Genomic DNA, 24,454 nt, shown 5'->3' with positions numbered 1-24,454 from the left:
CTTCTATATTATTCTGGCTAGTGACTCAGCAAGGATGGTGACGCTTTTTTCCATTTCTACTTCATTCAAATTGCCAAATCCTACTCGTATTGCTGTCATATCCTTCGCTTGGTACAAGATAGTTTTAGGTAAAAATAGATTCGCCCTAGCGCATTCCTTTCTCAACTGGATTAAATTTATATTTTTAGACCAATTGGTCCAAAGTGCAAGTCCGCCATTAGGGATCTCAAAATCTACATATTCATGCAGGTCACGGGCAAATAAATAACTCATATAATTGCGTCTTTCTTTATAAAGTTTTATCGATTTTTTTAACGATCGGTGTATTTCACCTTCCTCTATCAGATCGCTTAGCACTTGTTCCATCACAAAATCACCTTGATGATCCATCATATTTAACAGCTTTTGTAGCTCTAAAATCAGATTTTCAGGAGCGACGATAAAGCCAGTTCTAAAGCCCGGTGCTAACGATTTGCCAAAGCTGCCGGTGTAGATGACCATACCATCATAATCTACAGTCGCCATGGGCATAAGGGGAGCCTCATTATAATGAAACTCATAATCATAATCATCTTCAATGACCGCAAAACCATATTGGGAAGACAGATGTAGCACCGCCGTTCTTCTATGCGGGCTCAGCGTTACTGTAGTCGGATAATGATGATGCGGAGTAAGATAGAGAAGTCTTATTTTGTGTGTTTGACAGATCTGCTCAAGAGCTTCGATCACAATACCATCATGATCTACAGGTATAGATTTAATTCTTGCACCAGCTTGCTGAAAAATCATATTCGCTGCAAAATAACTGGGCTGACCGACAATGACCAGATCATGCGCTTGCAAGAGAGTTTGAGCAATGATATAAGTACTCATTTCGACAGAGCGCGTTATTAAAAGATTTTTAGGTTGGATGTGTAACCCTCTGCTTTGGTTTAAAAAGTTGCACAATTGTTCTCTAAAAGATGCCGGTCTGTTTTGGTCGATGGAACCTAGATATTTTAAGTTTTTCTTTCGCTTTAAGTTTGCCGTATAAAATTTGGATAGCTGGTAAATGGGAGAAAGCCTGCTGTCGGCAATACCATCATCAAATTTCAGTACACACATACTGGGTTCGAAAGGATTTTCTAATATGGTGCTCTTTTCAAATTCATAACCTGTCTGCTCAGCATACTGTTTCTGTACTACTGTACCAGATCGTTCGATATTTTTCTTTGCTTTCGTAGAATTTTTAAGAACAAACGATCCAATGTTCGCTTTGACGTCAATCCATCCTTGTGCCTCAAGTTCCTGCAAAGCTGCTACGACGGTGTTACGATGGATGGATAAAGTGTGAGCCAGTTGTCGGCTCCCTGGTAATTTCGTTCCGATAGGTATAAAACCTCGTTGGATAGCCTGAATAATTTGCTGTGCCAATTGTACATAAATAGCAGTGCTATCCTGTCTATTTAAGTGGATAAAGCTATTAAAAGGAATTTGCCCCGGACTATTCATTTGCCATATAAATTGAATTTATCAAATAGTCCGGAAAGTTAAGTATTATTACTTTATTGTCGGCACCAGAGTTTAGGTTTCTACTATTTACGTTTTAATCTTGATTCTTCCAGATCAAGCGTATATTCTAAGTCTTTGATAATACTACTATCATAATGCTTTTCTTCACGTATTTTGTAAAGTCCATTTCTTCTAATGGCAACAATTTCTAACATGATTTTATTATAGAGACTCCTTACCGCAGTCAATTGAGCACAGCTATCATCCTGTTTTGCACTTTCAGAAACCGAGATACTTCTTTGTAATTGCTCTTTTATTCTCGCAATTGTTTCATATTCTTCCATTTCTTTGCTATAATTCTGATCTAAATATGCGATAGATTCTTTTGCTAACAATACACGAATTTCGTCGATCTGATTTTCGACAGGTTCCTCAATATCAATTTCATCTATCTTGATAAGTTTTATTAAAATAGGAAGCGTCAATCCCTGAAAAACTAATGTAATCAAAATAACAACGAAGGTGATAAAGAGAATTAAATTGCGATGCGGAAAAGGGTCTCCATTATTTAAAGTTAATGGTATTGCCAATGCAGATGCAAGAGAAACAACACCACGCATGCCCGCCCAGCCTACGATCAAAGGTAATTTCCAACCTGGACTCTTTTCTCTAACCCTTATTTTTTTGGATAACATGCGAGGAAGAAATTCGGATAGATATACCAATACTATACGCAGCACGATAACAATAGCACTAATGATTAAAGCATAGTTAATCGCCTCTCCTTGAGAATATGCTCCTAATCCGGCCACAATGACCGGTAATTCCAGTCCGATCAAAATAAATACAAATCCATTCAATAAAAAACCTAAAGTAGCCCAAACTTCTTTGGTTTGGATGCGGGTATGATAGTTCAGATAGTCACCAGAACGAAAGGATAAAAACAATCCGCCGCTCACGACTGCCAATACACCAGACCAGTGGAAATGCTCTGCCACGATATACATGATATAGGGAGCTATCAGTGTGATAGGAGTGGAGATGCTGGAAGATTTAGCGACGTAGCGTAAAAATAAATATAAGATATGTGCGACAGCCAAACCTACGACAACACCCATGATGGATAATACCACAAATTCTGATGCTGCTTTCTGAAACACAAATTGACCAGTCAGAATAACAGCAACCGCAAATCTAAATACAGTTAGCGAAGCAGCGTCATTGACGAGACTTTCTCCTTCTAATAATGTGATACCTCGCTTTGGAATTTTGACCCCCTTCAATACCGATGTCGCTGCAACAGCATCTGGAGGAGAAATAATGCCCCCTAACAAAAATCCCAATGCAAGGGTAAATCCAGGAATAATATTGACAGAGAAATAAGCGATCGCAATCGAAGTAAAAAATACTAGTCCAAAGCCTAAACTTATTATTGATCGACGCCACTTTTTTAGGCTATCCCAGTTCGTATACCAAGCCGCTTCAAAAAGTAGGGGTGGTAAAAAAACTAAAAATACCAAATCAGGATTGATGCTTATTACAGGCATTCCTGGGATAAGTGATATTCCTAAACCTCCAATAACCAATAAAATGGGATAAGAGATTTTTATTCTTTGGCTGATCACAAATAACATCGCCATCACAAAAAATAATGATAATACTAATAAGACATTCTCCTCTATCATGAGTTTTTAATTATTACTGAACGGGGTCTAAATTTAAGATACAAAGTTAAAAACATTCATTTATTGTATTCTATAAGATCGGTATAAAATATTCCTGGAGATTATTTTGAGAGATTTTTATTTTCATCTCTTCAGCTACTCATGATTTCAATACCCTTACTGACAGATACAAGCCTCTGCAGCCCTTATCTCTGAGAGATATCAAAAAGAATATAAAATCCGTAAGTATCTGCGGATGCTTGTGTATTTTTGCAAAAAAAAATTAATGAGTGCACCACTTCGATATTTAAATCCACATGGGAAAATCAATTACAGGGTAGAGATTTTAGCTGGATTGACTGTTGCGATGACGATGATTCCCGAATCGTTGTCTTTTGCCATACTAGCAGGACTTTCTCCTTTAACAGGGTTGTATGCTGCTTTTATAATGGGTATCGTGACCGCTGTTTTAGGCGGTCGACCGGGTATGATATCGGGAGGAGCAGGGGCTACAGTTGTCACCCTGATCGCCTTGATCAGTATGCATGGTGTAGAATATTTATTTGCAACAGTTGTATTGGCGGGTATTATTCAGTTTCTTGTAGGCGCTTTTAAATTTGGGAAGTTTGTGAGACTGATACCACAACCCGTGATGTTTGGTTTTTTAAATGGGTTAGCAGTTATTATTTTTATGTCGCAAGTGGAGCAGTTTAAGACAGTCGATGCCTCGGGAGTCACGCATTGGTTGTCTGGACCATCTGCCTATATCATGCTCGGTTTGACGCTATTTGCAGCATTTGTCGTATATGTATTTCCTAAAATATCAAAAACGATCCCAGCTTCCTTAATCGCGATATTGGCGACTTTTTTAGTGGTATATATCTTCCGCATCGATACCAAAACGGTAGGTGATATCGCATCTGTAAAAGGAAATTTACCCGCGTTCCATATACCAGAATTACCCTTCAGCTGGGAAACTTTGATGATTATCTTTCCATTTTCACTGATTATGGCTTCAGTAGGGCTCATTGAGTCCTTGTTGACCTTATCGATGGTGGATGAGTTGACCAATACAAAAGGCAATGCCAATAGAGAGGCAATGGCGCAAGGTGCAGCTAATCTGGTCAATGGTTTCTTTGGAGGGATGGGCGGTTGTGCCATGGTCGCACAAACCTTGGTCAATATCAATGCAGGGTCTCGGTCACGTTTGTCTGGTATTATTGGTGCGCTGACTATTTTAACCATTATTTTAGTCGCATCCCCATTGATAGAACAAATACCCATGGCAGCATTGGTAGGCGTGATGATGGTCGTCGCTATTGGCACTTTTCAATGGGTTTCTTTCCGTATTATCACCAAGATGCCAAAGTCTGATATTTTTGTGGGTATGTTGGTTGCTTTGATTACGATTGTACTCCACAACTTAGCGTTAGCTGTTCTCGTTGGAGTAGTTATTGCCGCATTGGTATTCGCCTGGGATAATGCGAAGCGTATCCGTGCCCGAAAAACAATTGATGCAGCAGGAAATAAAGTATATGAAATATATGGACCTTTATTTTTTGGATCGGTAACAGGATTTTTAGAAAAGTTTGACATAAATGATGATCCTCAATATGTGATTGTTGATTTTAAAGAAAGTAAGATCACCGATATGAGTGCTATTGATGCGGTCAATAAACTTGCGGAGAAATATCAGAGTCAATCCAAAATACTCCGATTGCGACATTTGAGTGAAGACTGTAAAGCGATATTGAAAAAAGCAGACAGCCCTGTACTCATCGAGACTTCTGAAAACGATCCCACTTACCGGGTCATGCCTAAATAATTTTTTTGTTACTGACAATAGGCTGTCAATATCCCCGCTATTTTTGAAGTATCAATTTAAAATAAGCGATATGAATACAGTAGCAATTATTTCGAAAGAAGAATTATTAAAGCATTGGTTGGGGCATAGAAACCTGACTAAAAGAACCATTGAGAAATTTCCTGAAGCAGAACTTTTCAATTATGCCGTACCAGGTATGCGTACATTCGGTGAAATGGTCAATGAGCTCATCTCGATTGCAGTTCCGGGTTTGAAAGGTATTGTTCATAAACAGGTAGAAGCATATACCGAAGGAATGAAATACACGACTAAGGCGGACATATTAGCCGTTTGGGACCAGCATACAGAAGAACTTAAAGAATTATGGTCACAATTGAAAGAGGATGAATTTCATCAGACATTTAATTTATTTGGTCAATATGAATTCCCTATTATTGATAATATCTTATATTTTATAGATAACGAAGTGCACCATCGCGGGCAGGGTTTTGTATATCTACGAGCATTAGGCATTGAGCCTCCATTTTTTTGGGACCGTTATACCAAATAGAAAATTTTTAATCATCAATACTTCCGAAAAGGCGAAACACTTTTTTGGAAGTATTGATTATGTCAAGCGTTTGATCTGTAATTGTAGCAGAGATTTGACCGTATCTTTAAGCGATTGTGGACTGATGATATCAGCACGATCACCAAACATAAGAAACCATCTTGCAAAACCCATATCTGCATTTTTTACATCAAAAATCATTTCAATACGATCACCTTTAATGCTTTCTTCCTTAAAACCAAAATATTTGCGTTCCCAATGTAGATAATGGGCAAACAGCCGATCGACCTGTATAACCACTCTAGTAATTATTGCATCCAATTCTCGTTCAGCTAAATACTCTTCCAACGGGGGATGCTGTTTAAACTGCATCTGATCCAATATTTTGATATCCGAAATACGGTCGCTTCTAAATTGACGGTAATCATTTCTAACTAAACAAAAAGCATAGATATACCAATGATTACTTTCATGGAATACCCCGATAGGTTCGATTTCCCTAATAGTAATATCAGATTGATAAGCTGCCTGATAACCAATTTGCAATACATTTTTCTGTGCGATACACTGGAAAAGCAGGGTTAGCGTATTGGGTAAAGCTTTATTTTGTTGATTGTGCCCAATCGATTTCATGACGACATGTTTGTCGATAGTCTCCATCCAATCTTTATCCGAACTTCGGATAATTGCCTTCAATTTAAACAAAGCCGAAGAGAAATGATTCTTCATTTCCTGATCAATAAATTTGAACACCAATTTTTCTGCAGCCACAAAACTCGAAATCTCAGCCTTAGAAAACATCATAGGCGGTATTTTGTAACCATCTACCAATTCATAACCTAATCCAGCTTCACCGATAATCGGTATTCCGGCAGCAGTCAGACTTTTTACATCTCGGTAGATGGTACGTAAACTGACTTCAAAACGGTTTGCCAGCTCTTGTGCCCTGACCGTTTTTTTTGATTGGAGTTGAATTAAAATTGCAAGAATGCGATCAAATCGATTGAGTTGTTCCACTTTAAAATCTTCTTCTGAATGCTATAAAATATAGGTTCAAGATATCGATTAATTTTTAAAGACAACAATGGAAATGCATATTTCTCCCAAACACTTTACTACTCATTACATTAAAAAAAACAGTAGATTTATTTGATCTGATGTAAGACTGTATCTATGATTTGATTTCTTTTTTTGAAGTTGATTTTTCCAAATCTTCAAGGATTGCGCTTATATAATCTTCACCATTCAATTCGCAGGCCTGTGGTAATGCCCCAGGGCTAAAAACATTGATTTCCATGATTTTATCTGCAATGATATCTAATCCGACAAAATACATCCCATCTTCTATCAGTTTTTCGGAAACTTTTTCGACCATTTCCAATATCTCAGGAGTGATTACAGCCTGCTGCGCTGTCGCCCCCTGATGAATATTACTTCGTAATTCGCCCTCAGGTTGCACTCGATGAACACTTGCATATTTTCCATTGATAACCAACGGCTTTCCATTCAATAGAAAAAAACGGATATCGCCATACTGAGCATTTGGTAAATATTCTTGTGCAATTAAATAACCATCTCGACAGATGACTTCTACAATCTGCTTTAGATTTTTACTTTCTTGTTCATTGACCAGAAATACATTCTTTCCTCCAGATCCTTTTAATGGTTTTAAGATGATTTTATGGTTCTCTTCATCAAAGAATTGTTTTACGTCGTCGTAACTGCGAGTCACGATTGTTTTCGGACGAATTTCTTCTGGAAATTTTTCAAGATAAAGTTTATTTTCAGCATCAACTAAGGCTTTCGGATTATTAAGAACCCGGACACCACTGTGTTGTGCCAGCTGAGCAAACTGTAATCCCATAGATGCTGCCCATGGACGATTGATCATATCAAGGACGGGATCAAATCGAAGCCACAGGATATCTAAATCTTGGACTAGAACCCGTTCTTTTTTTGTAGATCGAAGTTTATCCATCAGCTCTTCGCAATCCGTGATATCTTCAATCTGATGTACTGCTCGGGCATGTGCCGCAATCTGATCCTGACCGAGGTAGACAAAATCTGCCAAACCGATGTAATAGATCGAATGACCACGTTGTAGGGCCTTTAGTGCTAATAATGTTGTTGTAAAACTAGCTTTTTCTTTATGCGTTTGATTGATGACGAATGCAATGTTCATAGATGATATGATGTTAATGATTTGATAGGTTGAAAATATTGTCCCCTGATTTAATTCGATCTAAATTGTGTAAATATGGTTCTGCTAGATAGCGCGGTTTCAAGATGGGATTATTTAATAATCCACGTTGTGTTAATTCTTCTACGATTGGAATATAATCTTCCCGTATTTTACCAATAAGGAGAGGAGATAAATCTCTTCCTTCTCGGATATAAGTAATGATGCTCATCAGACCTTTGAGGTAAAGCGCATCTTTTGTAAATCCGCCACCACGGTATACGCGCGTACAGATATGAAAGGATATCTCTTCGGTGAAATGATAACGATCGACCAATAGGAAGAATGTGTCGCTAAAATTATGACCTGCTAACATATGATGAACAGCAACAACACGAGCAGCAATAATGCGGAGACGATCACCACTAAGTTCATTGACCATATACTCCGAAAATACAGCAAGACCCTCTTGCAATTGTTCATAGCCCGGTACACCTAGACTGAATAATTTGAAAGGCTGCGCTTTACCATTAAAATAGGTGACGATGTGGGTTCCGACTTCATGCTGAATCAATGCGATAGCTCTTGAAGCTTCGATTTGATAATCTTTACTGATATTGAGCACACCACGGTTGACCATAATACCCGTAATATCATCTCGAATCCGTACACCCGTTTCTAAAGCAGGCATCTGCTGTCTCAAATAATGAAGTTCCTCTTTCGCCAATTTAGCAAATTCAGTAGCATTGATCATGTTCTTCGGAGCAACGGGCTTATCTTCGCTGTGCTCATAGACCATTAAAATGGCGCGCGCTGTTTCTAACAAATGGTCATTCACATTACCAAAAACTTGTAAACTACCATGCAAAAAGCCTTCATTTCCGCGATCAATGAGCATCGTCATCATCGCATCCAACTCTTTTCTTTTATCTCTAAAAAGATATGCGATTGTTGGATCATCAATATCCTCGATCCGAAGATTGTATAAATTTCGTTTGACCAATTCTGGATCTACAGGCATCGGTCTGTACCTAAATTTAGGTGTTTTTAAAAATTTATCTTTTTTAAATTGGATCCAAGCTTCACGCGCATTTAATGGACTTACTAATAACAAAAAATCAAATTTTTGACTTTCTAGAGCCAATTCTTGATCAATTTCTAACACCAGCGGTTGAAGCTCCGTTGTACTTAACATGCGGAACTGAGAAACTTTCAAAGAAGTATAAAGACGAACAAATTCTAAAAAGCTCTTGCGTAGACTTTTCGTTAAAACATCTCTGTAATTTCGCAAAATTAGCGGATAGGCTTTGCCAGAATTTTCATCCAGATAGTGTGGTTTTATAGCAATTCCAGCATAGAGCAACTGCTTAAATTCTTCCGCTAAAGGATTGATAACCGGTTGTGTTCCCGGAGGACTTGGTGACTTGGTATCTTTTTTTATGTCAATCGACAAAGCCATCTGCTGCTCATTGGTTTTAAAATCTTTAATAAACTTTTGAGCAATAGTCAAAGCCGATTTTTGCGAAATATAAATAGATACATCGCTTTCCATCTCTTTATCTTGCCAGATTTCAATGAGCTGACAAGCCCCAAATTCATCTATCATTTGTCGGATGATAGGGGTTACAACAGCAGTAAAATCTAAATCAGATTCTTTGCCCACAAGAGAGCATGTCTCCGATTTTGCCAGATTGGATATCATCTGATCTTTGCCTTCAGCAGGAATACGATAGATCAAAAGTAACGGGCTGATGCGTTTCAGAACGAGCTTACTGTCTTTTGAAAACTGGATGTGAACGGGTTCTCTTTGTATGATGGATGTAACTGCTTTTGCGATTGCTTTACTTTGATCCATAGTGATTTTGATAGCTTTTTTTGATGAAGGATACAGAAGAATGTAAGATTTTTCTCAACGACTCAATATGGTCAAGGTGAGGTATACCCGTCCATTCATTCATAAAATCTTTACGAAATTCAATCGATAGAACACATCCTTTTTGACCATATTTACTTGTTATCCATTTGGACAAGTATCCTCCTGAGAACTTCACATTTTCACGTATGTCAATAGGTTGATCTTGAATACGGTGATCCTTTATATATTTTACAAAGGAGTCTATTAACGGTCTCCAGATTCCTTTGTTATTAAGTGTTCCAATATTTATTTGCGGATTAGCCTCAGTATCCACTATTTCATCAGGTCCTTGACGTTTGGCATTATAACTATGGATATCGTAAATAATAAAATACCCATACTTCTGAATACTATTTTCGATAATCAGTGATAATATTTTTTGAATATAATGATAAGAACGTTGTAGCTCAGTCAACATCATTTTAGTGGGAGCTTCTTTCCACACCTGTAGTCCCCAAGCCTGATCGGGGCGTAAATAAACGGCGTCTTGAATGGATCGGTTTAGATCCACTTGAAATCTGGAGGTTTTAACAACCAGCCGATTGGTATCAATGTCCGTTAACATTCCTGTAAAGGGGTCTTCCTCTCTCAATCTTTCAGATTCCGAGAGATTCATGATAGGCGTAAGTTGATCTGCAAGTTGGTGTCCGTCGTGAATGGCCAACGCAAAGATTGGTCCACCTTTTTCTTCTAATACATATTGTATGTCCATATTGTTTTTCGCTTAAAAATAAGTAGATCGTACACAGATTAAACAATTTGGATGGCAAATAGTTTGATGAGCATCCAATCGTGGTGCTTTGTAAACTAATTACTGTCATTCTTGTTATTAGTCATATGGCTTTAATAAGTTTTACTAATCGAGGTATTTATTGCAAACAAGGAGATTTTTACATTGATCCTTGGTTGCCTGTAGACTATGCTGTCACCACCCACGGTCATGCCGATCACGTGCGTTGGGGTAATAAATATTACCTATGTCACCATTTCACAAAAGCGATCATCAAGTGCCGCATAAGTGCCGATCTTATTGTCGAATCATTAGGATATGGAGAGACTGTCGTGCGAAATGGAGTTGAAATATCTTTTCACCCAGCCGGTCATGTAATAGGTTCGGCACAAGTTCGATTGGCCTACAAAGGGGAGATTTGTGTTATTTCGGGAGATTATAAGGTCGAATATGATGGAGTCAGCACGGCTTTTGAACCGATCAAATGCCATACATTTGTTTCAGAAAGCACCTTTGGGCTGCCTACATACAATTGGTTGGCACAGGACATCATCTTCGACGATATAAAAAAATGGGCTGTTCAAAATAAAGAAGACCATAAAACAACCGTGCTCATTGCTTACAGTTTAGGCAAAGCACAACGCTTATTAAAAAATTTAGCGGGCGATCTTTCGATCTATGTGCACAACAGTATTGGACGATTAAATGAAGCTATTGAACATGCAGGAGTGCCATTAGCCGCATATCAAACTATAACTCCAGAATTGACTAAGGACGAGTTACAGGGAGGTATTTTGATCGTGCCCCCAGTAATGCGCGATAGCAAGTGGATCAAGAGTTTACAGTCAGCAGCTGTTGGTGTCTGTTCAGGATGGATGCAGGTGCGTAGTCACAGAAGGTGGCAGAGTGCTGATGCTGGTTTTGCATTAAGTGATCATGCGGACTGGAATGGTCTGATTACAGCAATCAAAGCTACTGAAGCCGAACAAATATATGTGACGCATGGATTTACATCGGTATTTGCTCGATACTTATCCGAACAAGGCATAGCTGCCCAAGCCGTAACGACGCAGTTTGGTCAAGAAGATGATGATGTTGCAGCAGAAAAGGAGGTGATAATTTGAAAAAATTCAGCAGGTTAATTTCCAAGCTTGAGCAAAGCAACAAAACCAATGATAAACTAGCTGCATTGGTGGATTATTTTTCAGAAGCAGATGATGCTGATAAAATTTGGGTGATTGCCTTATTTACGGGTAAAAAGCCTAAAAGAACTATCAATACCAAGTTATTGAAAGAATGGATTATCGAAATCACGGGTTTACCTCCTTGGCTTTTTGTCGAGAGTTATCATAATGTAGGCGATTTAAGCGAAACCATAGCACTGCTTTTACCACCTTCTACATCAGAATCTGATGTCCCTTTACATCAATGGATCTTACAGTTGAAGGGACTGGTTCACAGTAGTGATCAGGAAAAAAAAGATTTTGTATTTCATGCTTGGCAAAAATTAAATACTCAAGAGCGATTTGTATTTAATAAATTGATTTCAGGTAATTTTAGAATAGGCATATCGACCAAAAATTTAATTCATGCTTTGTCCAGATTAACAGGTTTAGATAGCAACCACATCACGCATAGCATCATGGGAAAGTGGGATCCTGACCAGATTACCTTTACCGATTTAGTAAACGGTTCACATGTTAATACAGATAGTTCTTGGCCCTATCCCTTTTGTCTAGCACATCCAATTGATGTACCTGTGCATGAACTAGGATCTCCAGAGGACTGGCAGGCGGAGTGGAAGTGGGATGGTATTAGAGGGCAAATTATTAAACGAAATGACGAATTGTTTATCTGGTCCCGAGGAGAAGAATTAGTCACCGATCAATTTCCCGAATTGCATATTGCCTTAACTGGTCTTCCCAATGGTACGGTGATCGATGGAGAAATATTGGCTGTTCGTGATGGTGAAGTATTATCGTTCAGTACCTTGCAACAGCGTCTAAATAGAAAGATAATTTATAAGAAACAATTGGAAGAAGCACCTATTGCTTTTTATGCATATGATGCACTCGAATTTGCTGGTGTAGATTATAGAAATGAGCCCCTGCATAAAAGAAGAGCTGTACTGGAACAATTATTGCCCATAGAAAACATCATACTTCCTGCGCCAATGGTGGTATTTGATTCTTGGGACGCACTAGAAGAAGAAAGAAAGCAGTCTCGTGAATTGAATAGTGAAGGAATTATGTTAAAACATAAAGATTCGCTTTACCATAATGGTCGAAAACGAGGAGATTGGTGGAAATGGAAAATAGAACCCTTCACGATCGATGTCGTCATGATCTATGCTCAAAAAGGGAGTGGAAGAAGAGCAAACTTTTTTACAGATTATACTTTTGCCGTGCGTGATGGAGATCAATTTATTACAATTGCCAAAGCATATTCGGGTCTTACAGATAAAGAAATCAAAGAGGTGAATAGTTTTGTTGTGAAAAATGCGATTGAAAAATTTGGACCAGTTCGTACTGTTAAACCAGAATTAGTATTTGAAATTGCATTTGAAGGTATAGCAGTGAGTAAGCGTCACAAAGCCGGACTAGCGTTAAGATTCCCACGTATTGTCCGTTGGAGAAGAGATAAAAAAGTCGCTGATATCAACACACTAGAAGATCTGCAAATGCTATTACAATCAACTTTGAGAGCTAGTGAAAGATGAAAAAAACAATTGGTTATCAACACGTTTTAAAGTGGCTTAAAACAAATAAAAGAAAGCCATTTCCATTTCAAGAAAAAACATGGGAATCCTATTTGCAAGGTTATAGTGGTTTGGTCAATGCTCCAACAGGTTTTGGAAAAACATATTCCGTTTTTTTAGCACCTATTATTGCCTATCTCAATCAAGAACATGGTCAATCCAAGAAAAAGAAAAAACTAGGACTCCGCATGATCTGGATAACACCCTTACGTTCCTTAGCAAAAGATTTGGCGCGTGCAATGGAGGAGACCTTGTTAGAGCTTAATATCGACTGGACAGTGGGTGTACGTAACGGCGATACATCCATATCGGATCGACAAAAACAAAAACGTGCCATGCCACAGGTGTTACTGATTACACCAGAGAGCCTACATTTGCTCTTAGCACAAAAAAATACAGACCATCTATTTGATGACCTCGCTTGTATTGTCGCAGATGAGTGGCATGAGCTATTGGGTACAAAGCGTGGTGTATTGGTCGAATTGGCTTTGTCCAGAATCAAAGGAATAATTCGATCGAGAACGGACAGAACACTTCGTATTTGGGGTATTTCTGCTACAATAGGTAATTTAGAAGAAGCTCTGGAAGTGTTGCAGCCCCACCAGATGGTTCCAAAAATAATTGTCAAAGCAGATGCCGAAAAGAAAATCCGGATACAATCCATTATTCCAGATACCATTGAAATGCTTCCTTGGGCAGGGCATTTGGGCATAAAATTGGCAGATAAATTAATTCCAATTATCAAAAAAAGTAAAACCACGCTAGTCTTTACCAATACGCGTAGTCAGGCGGAAATCTGGTTTCAACATTTACTAAAAATTCATCCAGACTTTGCCGGTCAAATGGCTATACACCATGGATCCATTGATTTTGAGTTGCGCAATTGGATTGAGGATGCGCTGCATACCGGTATTCTAAAAGTCGTGATCTGCACCTCTTCTCTCGATTTGGGCGTCGATTTTAAACCTGTAGATACCGTAGTCCAAGTGGGATCTCCAAAAGGGGTGGCGCGTTTTTTACAGCGTGCCGGACGTAGTGGGCATTCGCCCTTTGAAACCTCAAAAATTTATTTTATGCCCACGCACGCTCTTGAATTACTTGAAGTTGCTGCAATAAAAACGGCAGCAAAGACACAGCAGATTGAAAGACGTGAACCCTTTATCTTACCTTTTGATGTCCTGATTCAATACTTGGTGACCTTAGCCGTCGGCGATGGGTTTGACGATAAAATAGTTTTTGATGAGGTAAAAAATACTTTTGCATTTTCAGAATTACTGGCAGAAGAATTTGCTTGGTGTATGCAGTTTATTACTCAAGGAGGTAATAGTTTACAGGCATATCCCGAATTTCATAAAGTAGTTTTAGATGATGAGGATGGCCTCTGGAAAGTAACGAGTAGACAGATTGCCATGCGCCATCGTTTACATATTGGTACTATCGTGAGCGATGCGATGCTAAAAGTAAAGTTTTTGACTGGCGGATATATTGGGATGATCGAAGAGTATTTTGTTTCCAAATTAAAACCTGGAGACCGTTTTAATTTAGCGGGACGAAGTCTGGAATTTGTCATGGTCCGAGATATGCTGGTTCTTGTGAGAAGAAGTAATCATAAAAAGACGATAACACCAAGTTGGATGGGTGGACGACTGCCATTAAGTTCTAATTTGGGAGCGATACTACGTAAAAAATATAGCCAAGTACTGAATGGAAATCATGAAGAAGAAGAGTTGACCGTAATAAAACCATTGTTTGAATTGCAAGAATCGATTACGCATGTACCATTGGAACATGAGTTTTTGGTAGAACTCATCAAAACCAAAGAAGGATACCATCTTTTTGCATACCCTTTTGAAGGAAGATTGGTCCATGAAGTCATGGCGGCACTGGTGGCTTACCGGATTTCAAAATTGATGCCCATTACATTTTCAATTGCGATGAATGACTATGGTTTTGAACTGTTGAGTGATCAAGAAATTCCCATGGATGATGCGATTGTTTATGACGTTTTTTCACCTGATAATTTGAGTGAAGATATCAATGCCAGTATCAATGGGACAGAAATGGCCAAAAGAAAGTTTAGAGATATTGCCTGTATTTCAGGACTGGTATTTCAAGGTTATCCAGGTAAATATTTAAAAAATAAACAGATTCAATCATCATCATCTTTATTTTTTGATGTATTTGAATCTTATGATTCAAAAAATCTATTACTCAGACAAGCTTATGATGAAAATTTTCATTATCAGCTTGAAGAACCGAGATTATTGCGAGCTTTACAGAGAATTCAGCAGAGTACTATTGTACTAAAGTCGGCAGAGCGTTTTACCCCTTTTTCTTTTCCAATTAAAGTTGATAGTATGCGTGAGAGTATGAGTTCTGAAGAATTAGAGGCAAGAATAGAAAGAATGAAGGCAGAGGTATTTAAAAATTTAGATGAAGATGATTCGCATTATAAAAAGAGGAATTGAGCTCATACTTGATCAGGAAAGGGCGTTATATATTCCTTATTATCAGTTGCTTGTTATTAGTGATTTTCATTTGGGTAAGTCGGGACATTTTAGGAAAGAGGGCCTGCAAATTCCTAAACAAGTATCCGAAACCGATATAATGCGTCTTGATCATCTGGTAGCGATGTACAATCCAAAAACGTTATTGGTAACTGGTGATATGTTTCATCATCATCATAATATGGATTTAGAGGAATTTCGGATATGGAGGACAGCAAATAAAACATTGGAAATTATTTTGGTGAAAGGCAATCATGATAAGTTGGCGGGGATTTTTTATGAACAATTAGCGATTAACCTTTTTTCAACCTACTATGAAATTGGTGATTTCTGCTTTGTACATGAGCGAAAAGATGCACCTGATCACGGTAAATATATTTTTTCGGGACATATACACCCCGGCATATTATTGAAGGGGCCAGCAAGACAACGGTTAAAATTACCTTGCTTTGTTTTTGACGACTCCAGCGCTTTATTGCCCGCCTTTAGTTTGTTTACCGGATTATATTTAATTCAAGCTAAAACAGGGCAGGAGGTATTTGCCATAACAGCAAATCGAGTTACAACTGTTGCAACGTTTTAATTTTGATGTTTATCACCACATTTTTCGCTCTTGTACTTATTTGTTTGTCGAAAAGGCTTAATAGCTTGTTACAGAGTAGGCATGCGGTGAGTAGGGGACAATGATCGAAATTCATTTTGTCTTTTATCAATTGAATAGGCCGTTCATGGAAAGTGTCATTGATTTTTAAACGATTCTTCAGAACAATTTTGGAAAAACAGCATGTTAATAATTTCTAAAAAAACACTTAACATCTAAGATGTCAGAAATTAAAATTAAATTTAGAGAAAGCAATAAAAATATTAAAAATAGAAAAATATGAAAAAGCTGATTATATTATCCTGTGTCGTATTCGCCATGCTAAGCTGTAGAAATAAAGATGCGAAAAAAGCTGATGCTCATGAGGTTAAATCTGAGGTGCCACAGCAAACCAGTACGGCACTTGATTTAGGATGCTATGTCTTTAATGATGGCAAAAATAAAGTTTCCTTAGAAATTACTGAAAGTGGAGCAGAAGTGAAAGGAAATTTAAGCTATGCTTTTGCTGAAAAGGACAAGAATACAGGAACTTTTATTGGTCAAGTGAAAGACGGGGTGTTGGTTGCAAATTATACCTTTCAATCCGAAGGATTAGAGTCGGTTAGACAAGTAGCATTTCAAGTCCAAAAAGATACGCTTATGGAAGGTTACGGAGATATGAATGCAGATGGTACCACCTTTAAGGATGTCAACAGTTTAACATTTTCTTCCGATATGCCATTGGTTAAAACGGATTGCGATGAGCAGAAAAATGCTTGCTTGTATAAAGATGGAAAAGTATATTCTACACTAGAGCAAAACTGTTTAACCTTGGCTTCGTTTAAAACTAAACTAAATCCTTTAAAAGATGGCGCTCGAGTAGAAGGAAATCCAACCTATATCATTTTCAGTGCGGACAACTCGAAAGCCGAAATTTTTTTACCAGATTCCGATAAGGGAATTGTACTAGAAAAATCAAGTGAAGGCAATTGGGATTCAAAACAATATAAATTATTTGCCTGGAAAGGACTTGTCTTACAAGAAAAGGGGATAGCCATATATGGTGGATAGGAGCGTCAACTCCTTCCACTTAACTATAATAAAGGTTTTCAGCTGCCTTATTTTCAGTATCCATCTTCGCCAAATTAGCGATCTTGATGAGCCAGTTGAGGTGATCATTTTCATCCAGTTCATACAGAGGTCCAATAAAATTATTTTCTATATCAGATATTCCACAGTATTCCAAAATTCCTGTTTTCAACTGAATAAGTCCACTCGAACCATAATTTTTTTCATAACTATCCAGAGATACATCACCTGCTGTGGTGATGATTCTTCCTGTCTTGTTCTGTAATAATCCTTCGCTGATTCCATTTTTGTTGCTTTTAAAAGTAAGGCCAGGAAGAAATGCTCTGTCAAAGAAGCCCTTCATAATAGCCGGCATCCCCAGCCACCACATGGGATGTATCCATACTTGATGATTACTCCAGTGGATATCTTCAAGAGCTTTTACCAAATCAGGTTCCAATTCCATCCTTTTCCGATAACCAAATTGCAAGTTTGGATTGAAATCCAATTCCCCTATGGCGAGGTATCGAACTTCAGCGCCAGCTTCTTGTGCCGATTGGATATAGGTTTGAGCAATAGCACTGTTAAAACTTTCTCTGTCCGGATGTCCATTGACTACTATTATTTTTTTCATTTATCTTGATTTACTGTTTTTGTTAATACATTCAATAATCGGTCATAAAATGCATCTGATAGCGAACTCTCGAAAAAATCAAACGCGTGCACCGCTCCTTGTATTTCGATAAGCTCCGTCGATACAGCTGCTTGTCGTAATTTCTCGGCATACATTTTCCCCTCATCTTTAAGCGGATCAAATTCGCAGACCACTACCGTAGCATCGGGCAGTTGATTGAAATTTTCTTCAAGTAGCGGCACCGCATAGGCAGGCCGTTGATCCATATGGGGTAGATAATGTTTCCACATCCATTTCGCGGCATTTTTGGTTTGCATAGGTGCATCCGCCAATGATTCCATTGAAGCTGTGTTGAGCAAATGACTCATCGCAGGATAAAGTAAAAGCTGATGTCTGATTTTTATTTCTTGTTTATCCCGTGCCAAATGGGTGATGGAGGCCGCAATTGTGGCTCCAGCACTGCTGCCTCCAATGAGGACACGATTCGGATCTCCACCAAGTTGAGAAGCGTGGTGAACGAGCCATTTTAAACTATCATATCCGTCTTCCATAGCCGCAGGAAATGGGTGTTCGGGAGCTAATCGATAATCGACAGAAACAATCATTAAGTCCAGATCCGAAGCCAGTCGAAAGAATATAAAATCATACTGTTCGGGAGTTCCATAGATAAAAGCACCACCATGAAAATATAGTAAGATCGGTAGATTGCTTTTCTCCTTCGATCTGTAAGTTCGTAAACGGATATTTCTACCTTTGTCAGAAGACGGTATATACCTGTTTTGAATGTCCAGTTGGGGCGGGATAATGGTATCTGCTTCCAAGAGAGACACGCGCATTTCTTGTTCTCTAATTTTTTGCGGATTATGTTGCAGTAAAGTTTCATAATCAATCTCACCATAAGCACTACGCGAAATTGCGGCTAAAAGCTCCTGATCTATTGTGTTCATTCCTCTTGCTATTATAAGGTTACAACGACTTTTCCTACAGTTCTCCCAGTTTCAATTTGTACATGTGCTTTTGCCATTTCATCAAAATTGAATACGTGAGCAATATGAGGTTTTAGTATTCCCGATTCCAATAAGTCAGCGATCTTTTGCATCTCCGCACTGCTACTGTAGACGGACATAAAATAACAAGCATGAAGCTGTTTTTCCTGCGCCTTTAATTCATCATCTTTACTATGTCCAGAGGGCAGGGTGACAATGGAACCGAAAGGTTTCAATACGTGTACTGATTTTTGAAAATTTGAGCCACCGACCGATTCGAGTACAAAGTCAATATCCGAAAGAACTTCTTCAAAAGCCGTTTTTTGGTAATCAATATGTTCATCTGCTCCCAATTGGATGATAAAATCTCGGTTAGATGCCGATGAAGTTGTGATGACGTAAGCTTGGAGATATTTTGCGATCTGTACAGCAAAATGACCTACACCACCTGATGCGGCATGTATAAGAACCCGGTCATGGGGCCTTAGTTTTCCGTAGGAATGAAATGCTTGCCAAGCTGTCAATGCAGCTAAAGGGGTTGCAGCAGCTTCAATATGACTGATTTGTTGCGGTTTTCGTGCAAGATGCCCTTTGGGAGCCGCTACATATTCCGCATACCCTCTGCCATGACCGACAAAGTTGATCAGACCAAAAACTTCATCTCCAATTTGAAAATTGGTAACCGCATTTCCAATTTCAACAATGACTCCCGAAATATCCCAACCTAAAATTAGAGGATCATATTGTGATAACATGTCAGCAAGCGGAGCATCATAACTTCTAACTTTAACATCGACAGGATTGATACCGATCGCCTTCACCTGGATCAGCACCTCATCCGGTCTGATGTAAGGTTTTTCAATATTCTTTTCAATAAGATGTTCAACACCACCAAATTTTTCCAATACAATTGCTTTCATATATTATTCTTGAACAACAAAAATAGACTGAAAAAATGGATGAAAACAGGTATATTTAAGTGTTATTTGGGTATCTTTGCATTATGGCAAAAGAAAATATCTATCAATCCCTTGAAGTCTTTTATGAAAACGTAACGGTATGTCCGATTCGTGACAGACAATTTAATTTCTTTGAGCTGGTGTATGTTATTTCTGGTAAAGGAAAGCACATTGTCAATGGGAATAAATTTGACTATTTTCCGGGAGACTTATTTCTTATTACACCAGATGATTGCCATGGGTTTGATTTGGAGGGAAATAATGAGTTTATGGTCGTACGTTTTGGAGAAAGTTATATAAAAGAATATCAATGGAAAAGCATCGATCACATCGAATGTCTTTTGTATTATGCTTCTCATTTATCAGGTTCTATTTTAGTCAATAATGATGATAAACATATGGTCAATTCGTTGATTCAGAGTTTACAACAGGCATGCAGTCATCAATCCCTTTACAATGAAGATTTGACCAGACATCTGGTCAATGCTATTATCGTTATCGCAGCGCGAAATATAGCCATCAATAAACCTCAGCAACTTACTCCTAATGCGGATAGGCGTACGCTACAGATATTAGATTATATCCAAGCATACATACGACAGCCCGAGCTCCTTACCATCGCTGTAATTGCTGCGAAATTTGGATTTTCGCCAACCTATCTAAGCAGCTATTTCCGCAAAGAATGCAACGAGTCTATACAGCAGTATATCTCTTCCTATCGGATTCGCTTGATCGAACATCGATTGCGGTTTAGTGATAAAAGAGTGCATGAAATCGCAGATGAATTTGGATTTGCTGATGAAAGTCATATCAATAAGTTCTTTAAGCGTCATCATGGTATTAGTCTAAAAAAATATAGGGAAGCATCCCTTTCTTAAAAGCAATTGGAGGCAGCTTCATGTTGATTAAGCTTCATGCGTTGATGATCTGTATACTAATGGATGGGTTCGTACACCTGGAGCGTGAAGTTCATAATAGAGCACATCCCGCTAATACTTTGGTTTTACGATCCAGTTATCTCTTTTATCATTATCTTTTACGTTAATTGTCTAAATTGTTTTAGTCTTTGTATCTTTGTCCCATAAATATAATAACATGCCAAGAGAAACAAAAAAAGGGCTATATCAAGGAATAATCGAGCAAGACGAAAAAGGTAATTACTATTGTGGACCATATTTATTGGACTATCAATTGGTAGAAGATCAGTTTAGATTAGGAGATAAAGTTAGTCTAAAAAAAATAATTGGTAATTCCAGTAGAAAAAGTTTTGATGATTATCCTCAAAAGTCAATCAAGTTTTCACTAGTGGGAGAAGACCACGAAGATTAATCACAAACTTATACCAGTCAGTATTTAATTTTATTTATGCTGACTGGTATATTATCGTTTGAAGAATAATAGATCTGATTGACTTGATGTGAATTAAGTTAAATCTGCTGTCCAAAAGTCAGTAAATTGTTATCGGGATCGAGCAAAGAAAATTCTTTTTGTCCCCAAGGCTTCACTGCTAAATGACCATTTGGGTGGATGGCAATGTGGTTATCCAATAAGGTCTGGTAAACAGCATCTATATCATCCGTCCTAATATATACCTGACCATAGTTTTCTTTAGGATCAAGATCTGTAAACTTAAAAAAATGAATCTCGATCTGATCCTTATAGACCATTAAATAATCCTCAAATTCATTTCCAAAAGTTTGAAAACCGAGTTTGTTGATGTAATAGTCAACTGTTACCTGCTTATCTCTCATGGGTAACTTTGGGTTTATTTCTAGTAGCATATTAAAATTCAGTTTAAGTTTTTCAAGAATTCTAAATTTTTTAGAATAGGTTGTTCATGATTGAATGGCAAAAGCATTTTATGCTGCTTTGTACTAAAATATAAATTCAAGATTTAAAAAGGCTTTCTAATCGTACAAATAGTATCTGAAAATTTCTTGCGATGCCCTTATTGATGTTCAGTACCTTATACGTAAAAATAACAATTTATTTTCAATCAACGAGTGAGCACCTATTTTTATTATTTTAACATGGATTTCATTTTTTAAACCTAATTTTTATTTCCATTGAGGATTTTGACCAATAAATGTTCTATTTTTTAGCTCATAATAGGAGTCCAAGCATAATGATAGGGTTGATTATAGGAACATGTTGCTGAAAACATGAGCGCTTTAAGACATGAAGTAACGGATAGACATTCAATTGAATCAAATATTCAGCTTAAAACTAGCGGTATTCAGGGAGATATTCACAACATTATAATTAAGATATTTGAGAAAATCTTGAGGTTCATGAAACATCTTCTTCCTATATTCTTTCTGCTATTACCTTTTTTTGGATATTCACAAACTGTTCAGATCGTAGAATCAATGGGCTTTGAGCGGTCCATTTCACCACTAATCAAAGTTAAAAAAGAAAAGAAGGATTTTTTTTATCATTTAGCAGGCAATCATTGGATAGATGATGTAGAAGAGCACGCGGCAGATTTGTTTGTTGTGATTAAGGATGGTTATTATGGAGTGCTACACGAAGATGGAGATCTGATTGTTCCTATAGCGTATGATGAGATCGAACTTGCTACAGCTTATGATGGACAGTGGCATAAGGGAAAGCAATACGATTATAAATACCTGGTGCTAAAAAAGAATGGAAAGACCGGAGTTGCTGATGAAAATGGGAAAATTATTGTTCCGGTCCAATTTCAGAAAGCTGAAGTAATTAATAAAAATATTATTGGTGTTGCTGATGATCATCTGTGGGGATGGGTTTCCGCTCTTAATGGTCAAATTTTGCAAAGACCTCAATATGAGTATATAACAAGTTTCTTGTCTGATGAGTTTGTGGAGATACGCACACACGATAAAAGTGGGTTGGCCAAGATAAATGGTGAGCTCATCGTACCTGTCGAGTATGATAGTCATCTCCAGTACATCAAAGGGGATGGACAGACCTATATTAAGGGGAAAAAAGGTACACAACTTGATCTCATGGATACCAATGGCAACGTATTGCTTTCTGGATATACGGATTACAAAATCATTGACGGTTCTAAATGGTTGATTTTTAAACAGGGAAATCATTATGGTGTTGTTGATCCAATTTCCAAAAAAGTAATCATAAAAAATGAATTTGAACAGCTGGATTCATTTATTAGAAACCTTGGAATAGCAAAAAAAGCAAGTGGTTATGGCGTTATTGATATCAATGATAAGACAATTTTGCCTTTTGATTATGAGGAGATCCGCGTATTAGCTGCCAATGGGAATCATAAATACAGTTCCAGTCCAGTGATCGGGATGTCTGATCTTATTTTTGACGCAAATATAACGGAACAAGTCAAGCAAAGATTAGCTTATGAAGTCCAGATTGAGCAAGCTCCATATTTTTTTGAAGTGACTAAAAATGGAAAAACAGGTATCTGTAACTGGGATGGAAAAACCATTATTCCATTGGGGAAATATCAGAACATCAAGTTCCACTATTATAACGGGAAGACTTTTTTCTTAGTCGGATCTCATCAAAACTCAGGAATCGTAGATGAAAATGGAATGGAAATCTTACCGGTGCACTATAGTTTCGATGATGGTTACCAATATTCAGCATCGGGAATAGAAAATCAATTTGATATATCGCAACGTTTTATCACATTTTCAGATGGAAAAGCGGGCGAACATCATGCTTTAAAAATAGGATTGTTTGATTTGGAGACTAAGAAAGTATTGATCTCTCCGCATGAACAACAAATCACGCTCTTTAATAAGGATCTTATTCTTGTCCGCAAATTAGTTTCTAATTATCACTACCAGTTTTCGATCTATCATATTGGACAGGATAAGATCCGTACATTTGACAATACGGTCACAGATATACGTTTAGTAAACGACCATTTCTTATTGGTTGAACATCACGATAAATCTTTGGAATTAACCGATACGGATGGAAAATTGGTGTATTCCAATACCAATTGGACATCCGATGGTAGTTACGATTTGATCCGCTTTCCCAATTATGAAAAATATCCCAATGGTAGATTTTATCATGGCTTAAAAAAAATATATGCCAAAGAAGGAAATCTTTTTATCGATACCGTGGGAAATGAAAAATGCTTTGAAGAGTACGATCAAGTCGATGATTTTTATGAAGGTTATGCCATAGCAGCTAAAAAAATCATCGATAAAGAAAATTACTCAGGCTTTAAATATCAGCGCGGAATGATTGACTTAAAAGGCAACATCGTAGTTCCTTTTGAATATGAACAGGTATTGACCACTGGTAAAGAATCTGACATATTGATCTTCAGTAAACTGAATCAGCAGATCATGGTCAGACGTGATGGTCAGATTATACTCGGTCCTGGATATCAGGATCTCGAAGTTGGTGGTGCATATCTGAATTTTACTTTTGCAAAAGGCGATAAGTATGGACTGGCTGATTGGTCAGGTAAAATTTTGGTAGAACCGTTGTATGATGAGATCCGTCGAAATTATGAAGGTGAAGATAAAACATGGCCGCTGTTGGTAAAGGAAGGAGAATGGTATTATTTTGTTGGTAGAGACGGACAGAAATATGCTATTAAATCAAAAGAGAAACGGTACTAATCTCTAAAAA

The 24,454-nt window shown here is 37.7% G+C and carries 20 protein-coding genes; 10 read left to right on the top strand and 10 right to left on the bottom strand.

The annotated features are described in order from the left end of the window. Positions 1-3: 3 nt before the first annotated feature. Entirely contained in the window at positions 4-1,491 is a 1,488-nt protein-coding gene (locus tag MUB18_RS17880; protein ID WP_248754121.1) for a PLP-dependent aminotransferase family protein, read from the bottom strand. 83 nt (positions 1,492-1,574) lie between these two features. Continuing rightward, positions 1,575-3,176, bottom strand: a complete 1,602-nt coding sequence (locus tag MUB18_RS17875) for a Na+/H+ antiporter (RefSeq protein WP_045755979.1) — start codon at positions 3,174-3,176, stop codon at positions 1,575-1,577. Positions 3,177-3,441: 265 nt separating this feature from the next. On the opposite strand from MUB18_RS17875, the gene MUB18_RS17870 reads away from it, so the two are divergent. Then, a complete protein-coding gene (locus MUB18_RS17870) occupies positions 3,442-4,980 on the top strand; it encodes a SulP family inorganic anion transporter (RefSeq protein WP_248754120.1) in 1,539 nt (512 codons plus the stop codon). Between the two features lie 70 nt (positions 4,981-5,050). Further along, on the top strand, positions 5,051-5,530 hold the full coding sequence (locus MUB18_RS17865) for a DinB family protein (protein ID WP_248754119.1): 480 nt from the start codon (positions 5,051-5,053) through the stop codon (positions 5,528-5,530). Between the two features lie 57 nt (positions 5,531-5,587). Here MUB18_RS17865 and MUB18_RS17860 read toward each other — a convergent pair whose 3' ends face one another. The 4 genes from MUB18_RS17860 to MUB18_RS17845 all read right to left on the bottom strand — a co-directional run bounded on the left by MUB18_RS17860 (position 5,588) and on the right by MUB18_RS17845 (position 10,336). Further along, positions 5,588-6,547, bottom strand: a complete 960-nt coding sequence (locus MUB18_RS17860; RefSeq protein ID WP_045753039.1) for a helix-turn-helix transcriptional regulator — start codon at positions 6,545-6,547, stop codon at positions 5,588-5,590. Between the two features lie 154 nt (positions 6,548-6,701). Beyond that, positions 6,702-7,712 carry an ATP-grasp domain-containing protein gene (locus tag MUB18_RS17855; protein WP_248754118.1) on the bottom strand — a complete coding sequence of 337 codons (1,011 nt, stop codon included), beginning with the start codon at positions 7,710-7,712 and terminating at the stop codon, positions 6,702-6,704. A 13-nt stretch (positions 7,713-7,725) separates the two neighbouring features. Further along, on the bottom strand, positions 7,726-9,564 hold the full coding sequence (locus MUB18_RS17850; RefSeq protein WP_248754117.1) for a flavohemoglobin expression-modulating QEGLA motif protein: 1,839 nt from the start codon (positions 9,562-9,564) through the stop codon (positions 7,726-7,728). Then, on the bottom strand, positions 9,551-10,336 hold the full coding sequence (locus MUB18_RS17845; protein WP_248754116.1) for an N-formylglutamate amidohydrolase: 786 nt from the start codon (positions 10,334-10,336) through the stop codon (positions 9,551-9,553). Before MUB18_RS17845 ends, MUB18_RS17850 begins: the two co-directional genes overlap by 14 nt. A gap of 125 nt (positions 10,337-10,461) precedes the next feature. Between MUB18_RS17845 and MUB18_RS17840 the strand changes: the two genes are divergently transcribed. From MUB18_RS17840 to MUB18_RS17820, 5 genes are all read left to right on the top strand, one after another. After that, the gene (locus MUB18_RS17840; protein ID WP_248754115.1) at positions 10,462-11,478 is read left to right on the top strand and encodes a ligase-associated DNA damage response exonuclease; all 1,017 of its coding nucleotides are present in this window, start codon (positions 10,462-10,464) and stop codon (positions 11,476-11,478) included. Further along, complete coding sequence (locus MUB18_RS17835) at positions 11,475-13,073, top strand: ATP-dependent DNA ligase (RefSeq protein ID WP_248754114.1); 1,599 nt, start codon at positions 11,475-11,477, stop codon at positions 13,071-13,073. The genes MUB18_RS17840 and MUB18_RS17835 overlap by 4 nt, the downstream gene beginning before the upstream one ends. Beyond that, positions 13,070-15,580, top strand: a complete 2,511-nt coding sequence (locus tag MUB18_RS17830) for a ligase-associated DNA damage response DEXH box helicase (RefSeq protein ID WP_094771604.1) — start codon at positions 13,070-13,072, stop codon at positions 15,578-15,580. The genes MUB18_RS17835 and MUB18_RS17830 overlap by 4 nt, the downstream gene beginning before the upstream one ends. Continuing rightward, complete coding sequence (gene pdeM / locus MUB18_RS17825; protein ID WP_248754113.1) at positions 15,552-16,202, top strand: ligase-associated DNA damage response endonuclease PdeM; 651 nt, start codon at positions 15,552-15,554, stop codon at positions 16,200-16,202. The genes MUB18_RS17830 and pdeM overlap by 29 nt, the downstream gene beginning before the upstream one ends. 297 nt (positions 16,203-16,499) lie before the next feature. After that, a complete protein-coding gene (locus tag MUB18_RS17820; protein ID WP_248754112.1) occupies positions 16,500-17,270 on the top strand; it encodes a hypothetical protein in 771 nt (256 codons plus the stop codon). A gap of 19 nt (positions 17,271-17,289) precedes the next feature. Here MUB18_RS17820 and MUB18_RS17815 read toward each other — a convergent pair whose 3' ends face one another. From MUB18_RS17815 to MUB18_RS17805, 3 genes are read right to left on the bottom strand one after another with little or no spacing between them, the layout of a single operon-like run. Next, positions 17,290-17,901: an NAD(P)H-dependent oxidoreductase gene (locus tag MUB18_RS17815; RefSeq protein ID WP_248754111.1), complete on the bottom strand. Its 612-nt coding sequence runs from the start codon at positions 17,899-17,901 to the stop codon at positions 17,290-17,292. Further along, the gene (locus tag MUB18_RS17810; protein WP_248754110.1) at positions 17,898-18,848 is read right to left on the bottom strand and encodes an alpha/beta hydrolase; all 951 of its coding nucleotides are present in this window, start codon (positions 18,846-18,848) and stop codon (positions 17,898-17,900) included. Before MUB18_RS17810 ends, MUB18_RS17815 begins: the two co-directional genes overlap by 4 nt. Before the next feature lie 11 nt (positions 18,849-18,859). Then, a complete protein-coding gene (locus MUB18_RS17805; RefSeq protein ID WP_248754109.1) occupies positions 18,860-19,807 on the bottom strand; it encodes an NADP-dependent oxidoreductase in 948 nt (315 codons plus the stop codon). 83 nt (positions 19,808-19,890) lie between these two features. Between MUB18_RS17805 and MUB18_RS17800 the strand changes: the two genes are divergently transcribed. Beyond that, a complete protein-coding gene (locus MUB18_RS17800; protein WP_248754108.1) occupies positions 19,891-20,724 on the top strand; it encodes an AraC family transcriptional regulator in 834 nt (277 codons plus the stop codon). A 217-nt stretch (positions 20,725-20,941) separates the two neighbouring features. Continuing rightward, a complete protein-coding gene (locus MUB18_RS17795) occupies positions 20,942-21,175 on the top strand; it encodes a hypothetical protein (RefSeq protein WP_094771600.1) in 234 nt (77 codons plus the stop codon). A gap of 98 nt (positions 21,176-21,273) precedes the next feature. Here MUB18_RS17795 and MUB18_RS17790 read toward each other — a convergent pair whose 3' ends face one another. Beyond that, positions 21,274-21,597 carry a bleomycin resistance protein gene (locus MUB18_RS17790; RefSeq protein ID WP_248754107.1) on the bottom strand — a complete coding sequence of 108 codons (324 nt, stop codon included), beginning with the start codon at positions 21,595-21,597 and terminating at the stop codon, positions 21,274-21,276. Between the two features lie 540 nt (positions 21,598-22,137). Between MUB18_RS17790 and MUB18_RS17785 the strand changes: the two genes are divergently transcribed. Then, a complete protein-coding gene (locus MUB18_RS17785) occupies positions 22,138-24,444 on the top strand; it encodes a WG repeat-containing protein (protein ID WP_248754106.1) in 2,307 nt (768 codons plus the stop codon). Positions 24,445-24,454: the final 10 nt, after the last annotated feature.

Source organism: Sphingobacterium sp. PCS056, assembly GCF_023273895.1.
GTDB lineage: Bacteria > Bacteroidota > Bacteroidia > Sphingobacteriales > Sphingobacteriaceae > Sphingobacterium.
This window is presented reverse-complemented; position numbering and strand designations above follow the sequence as displayed.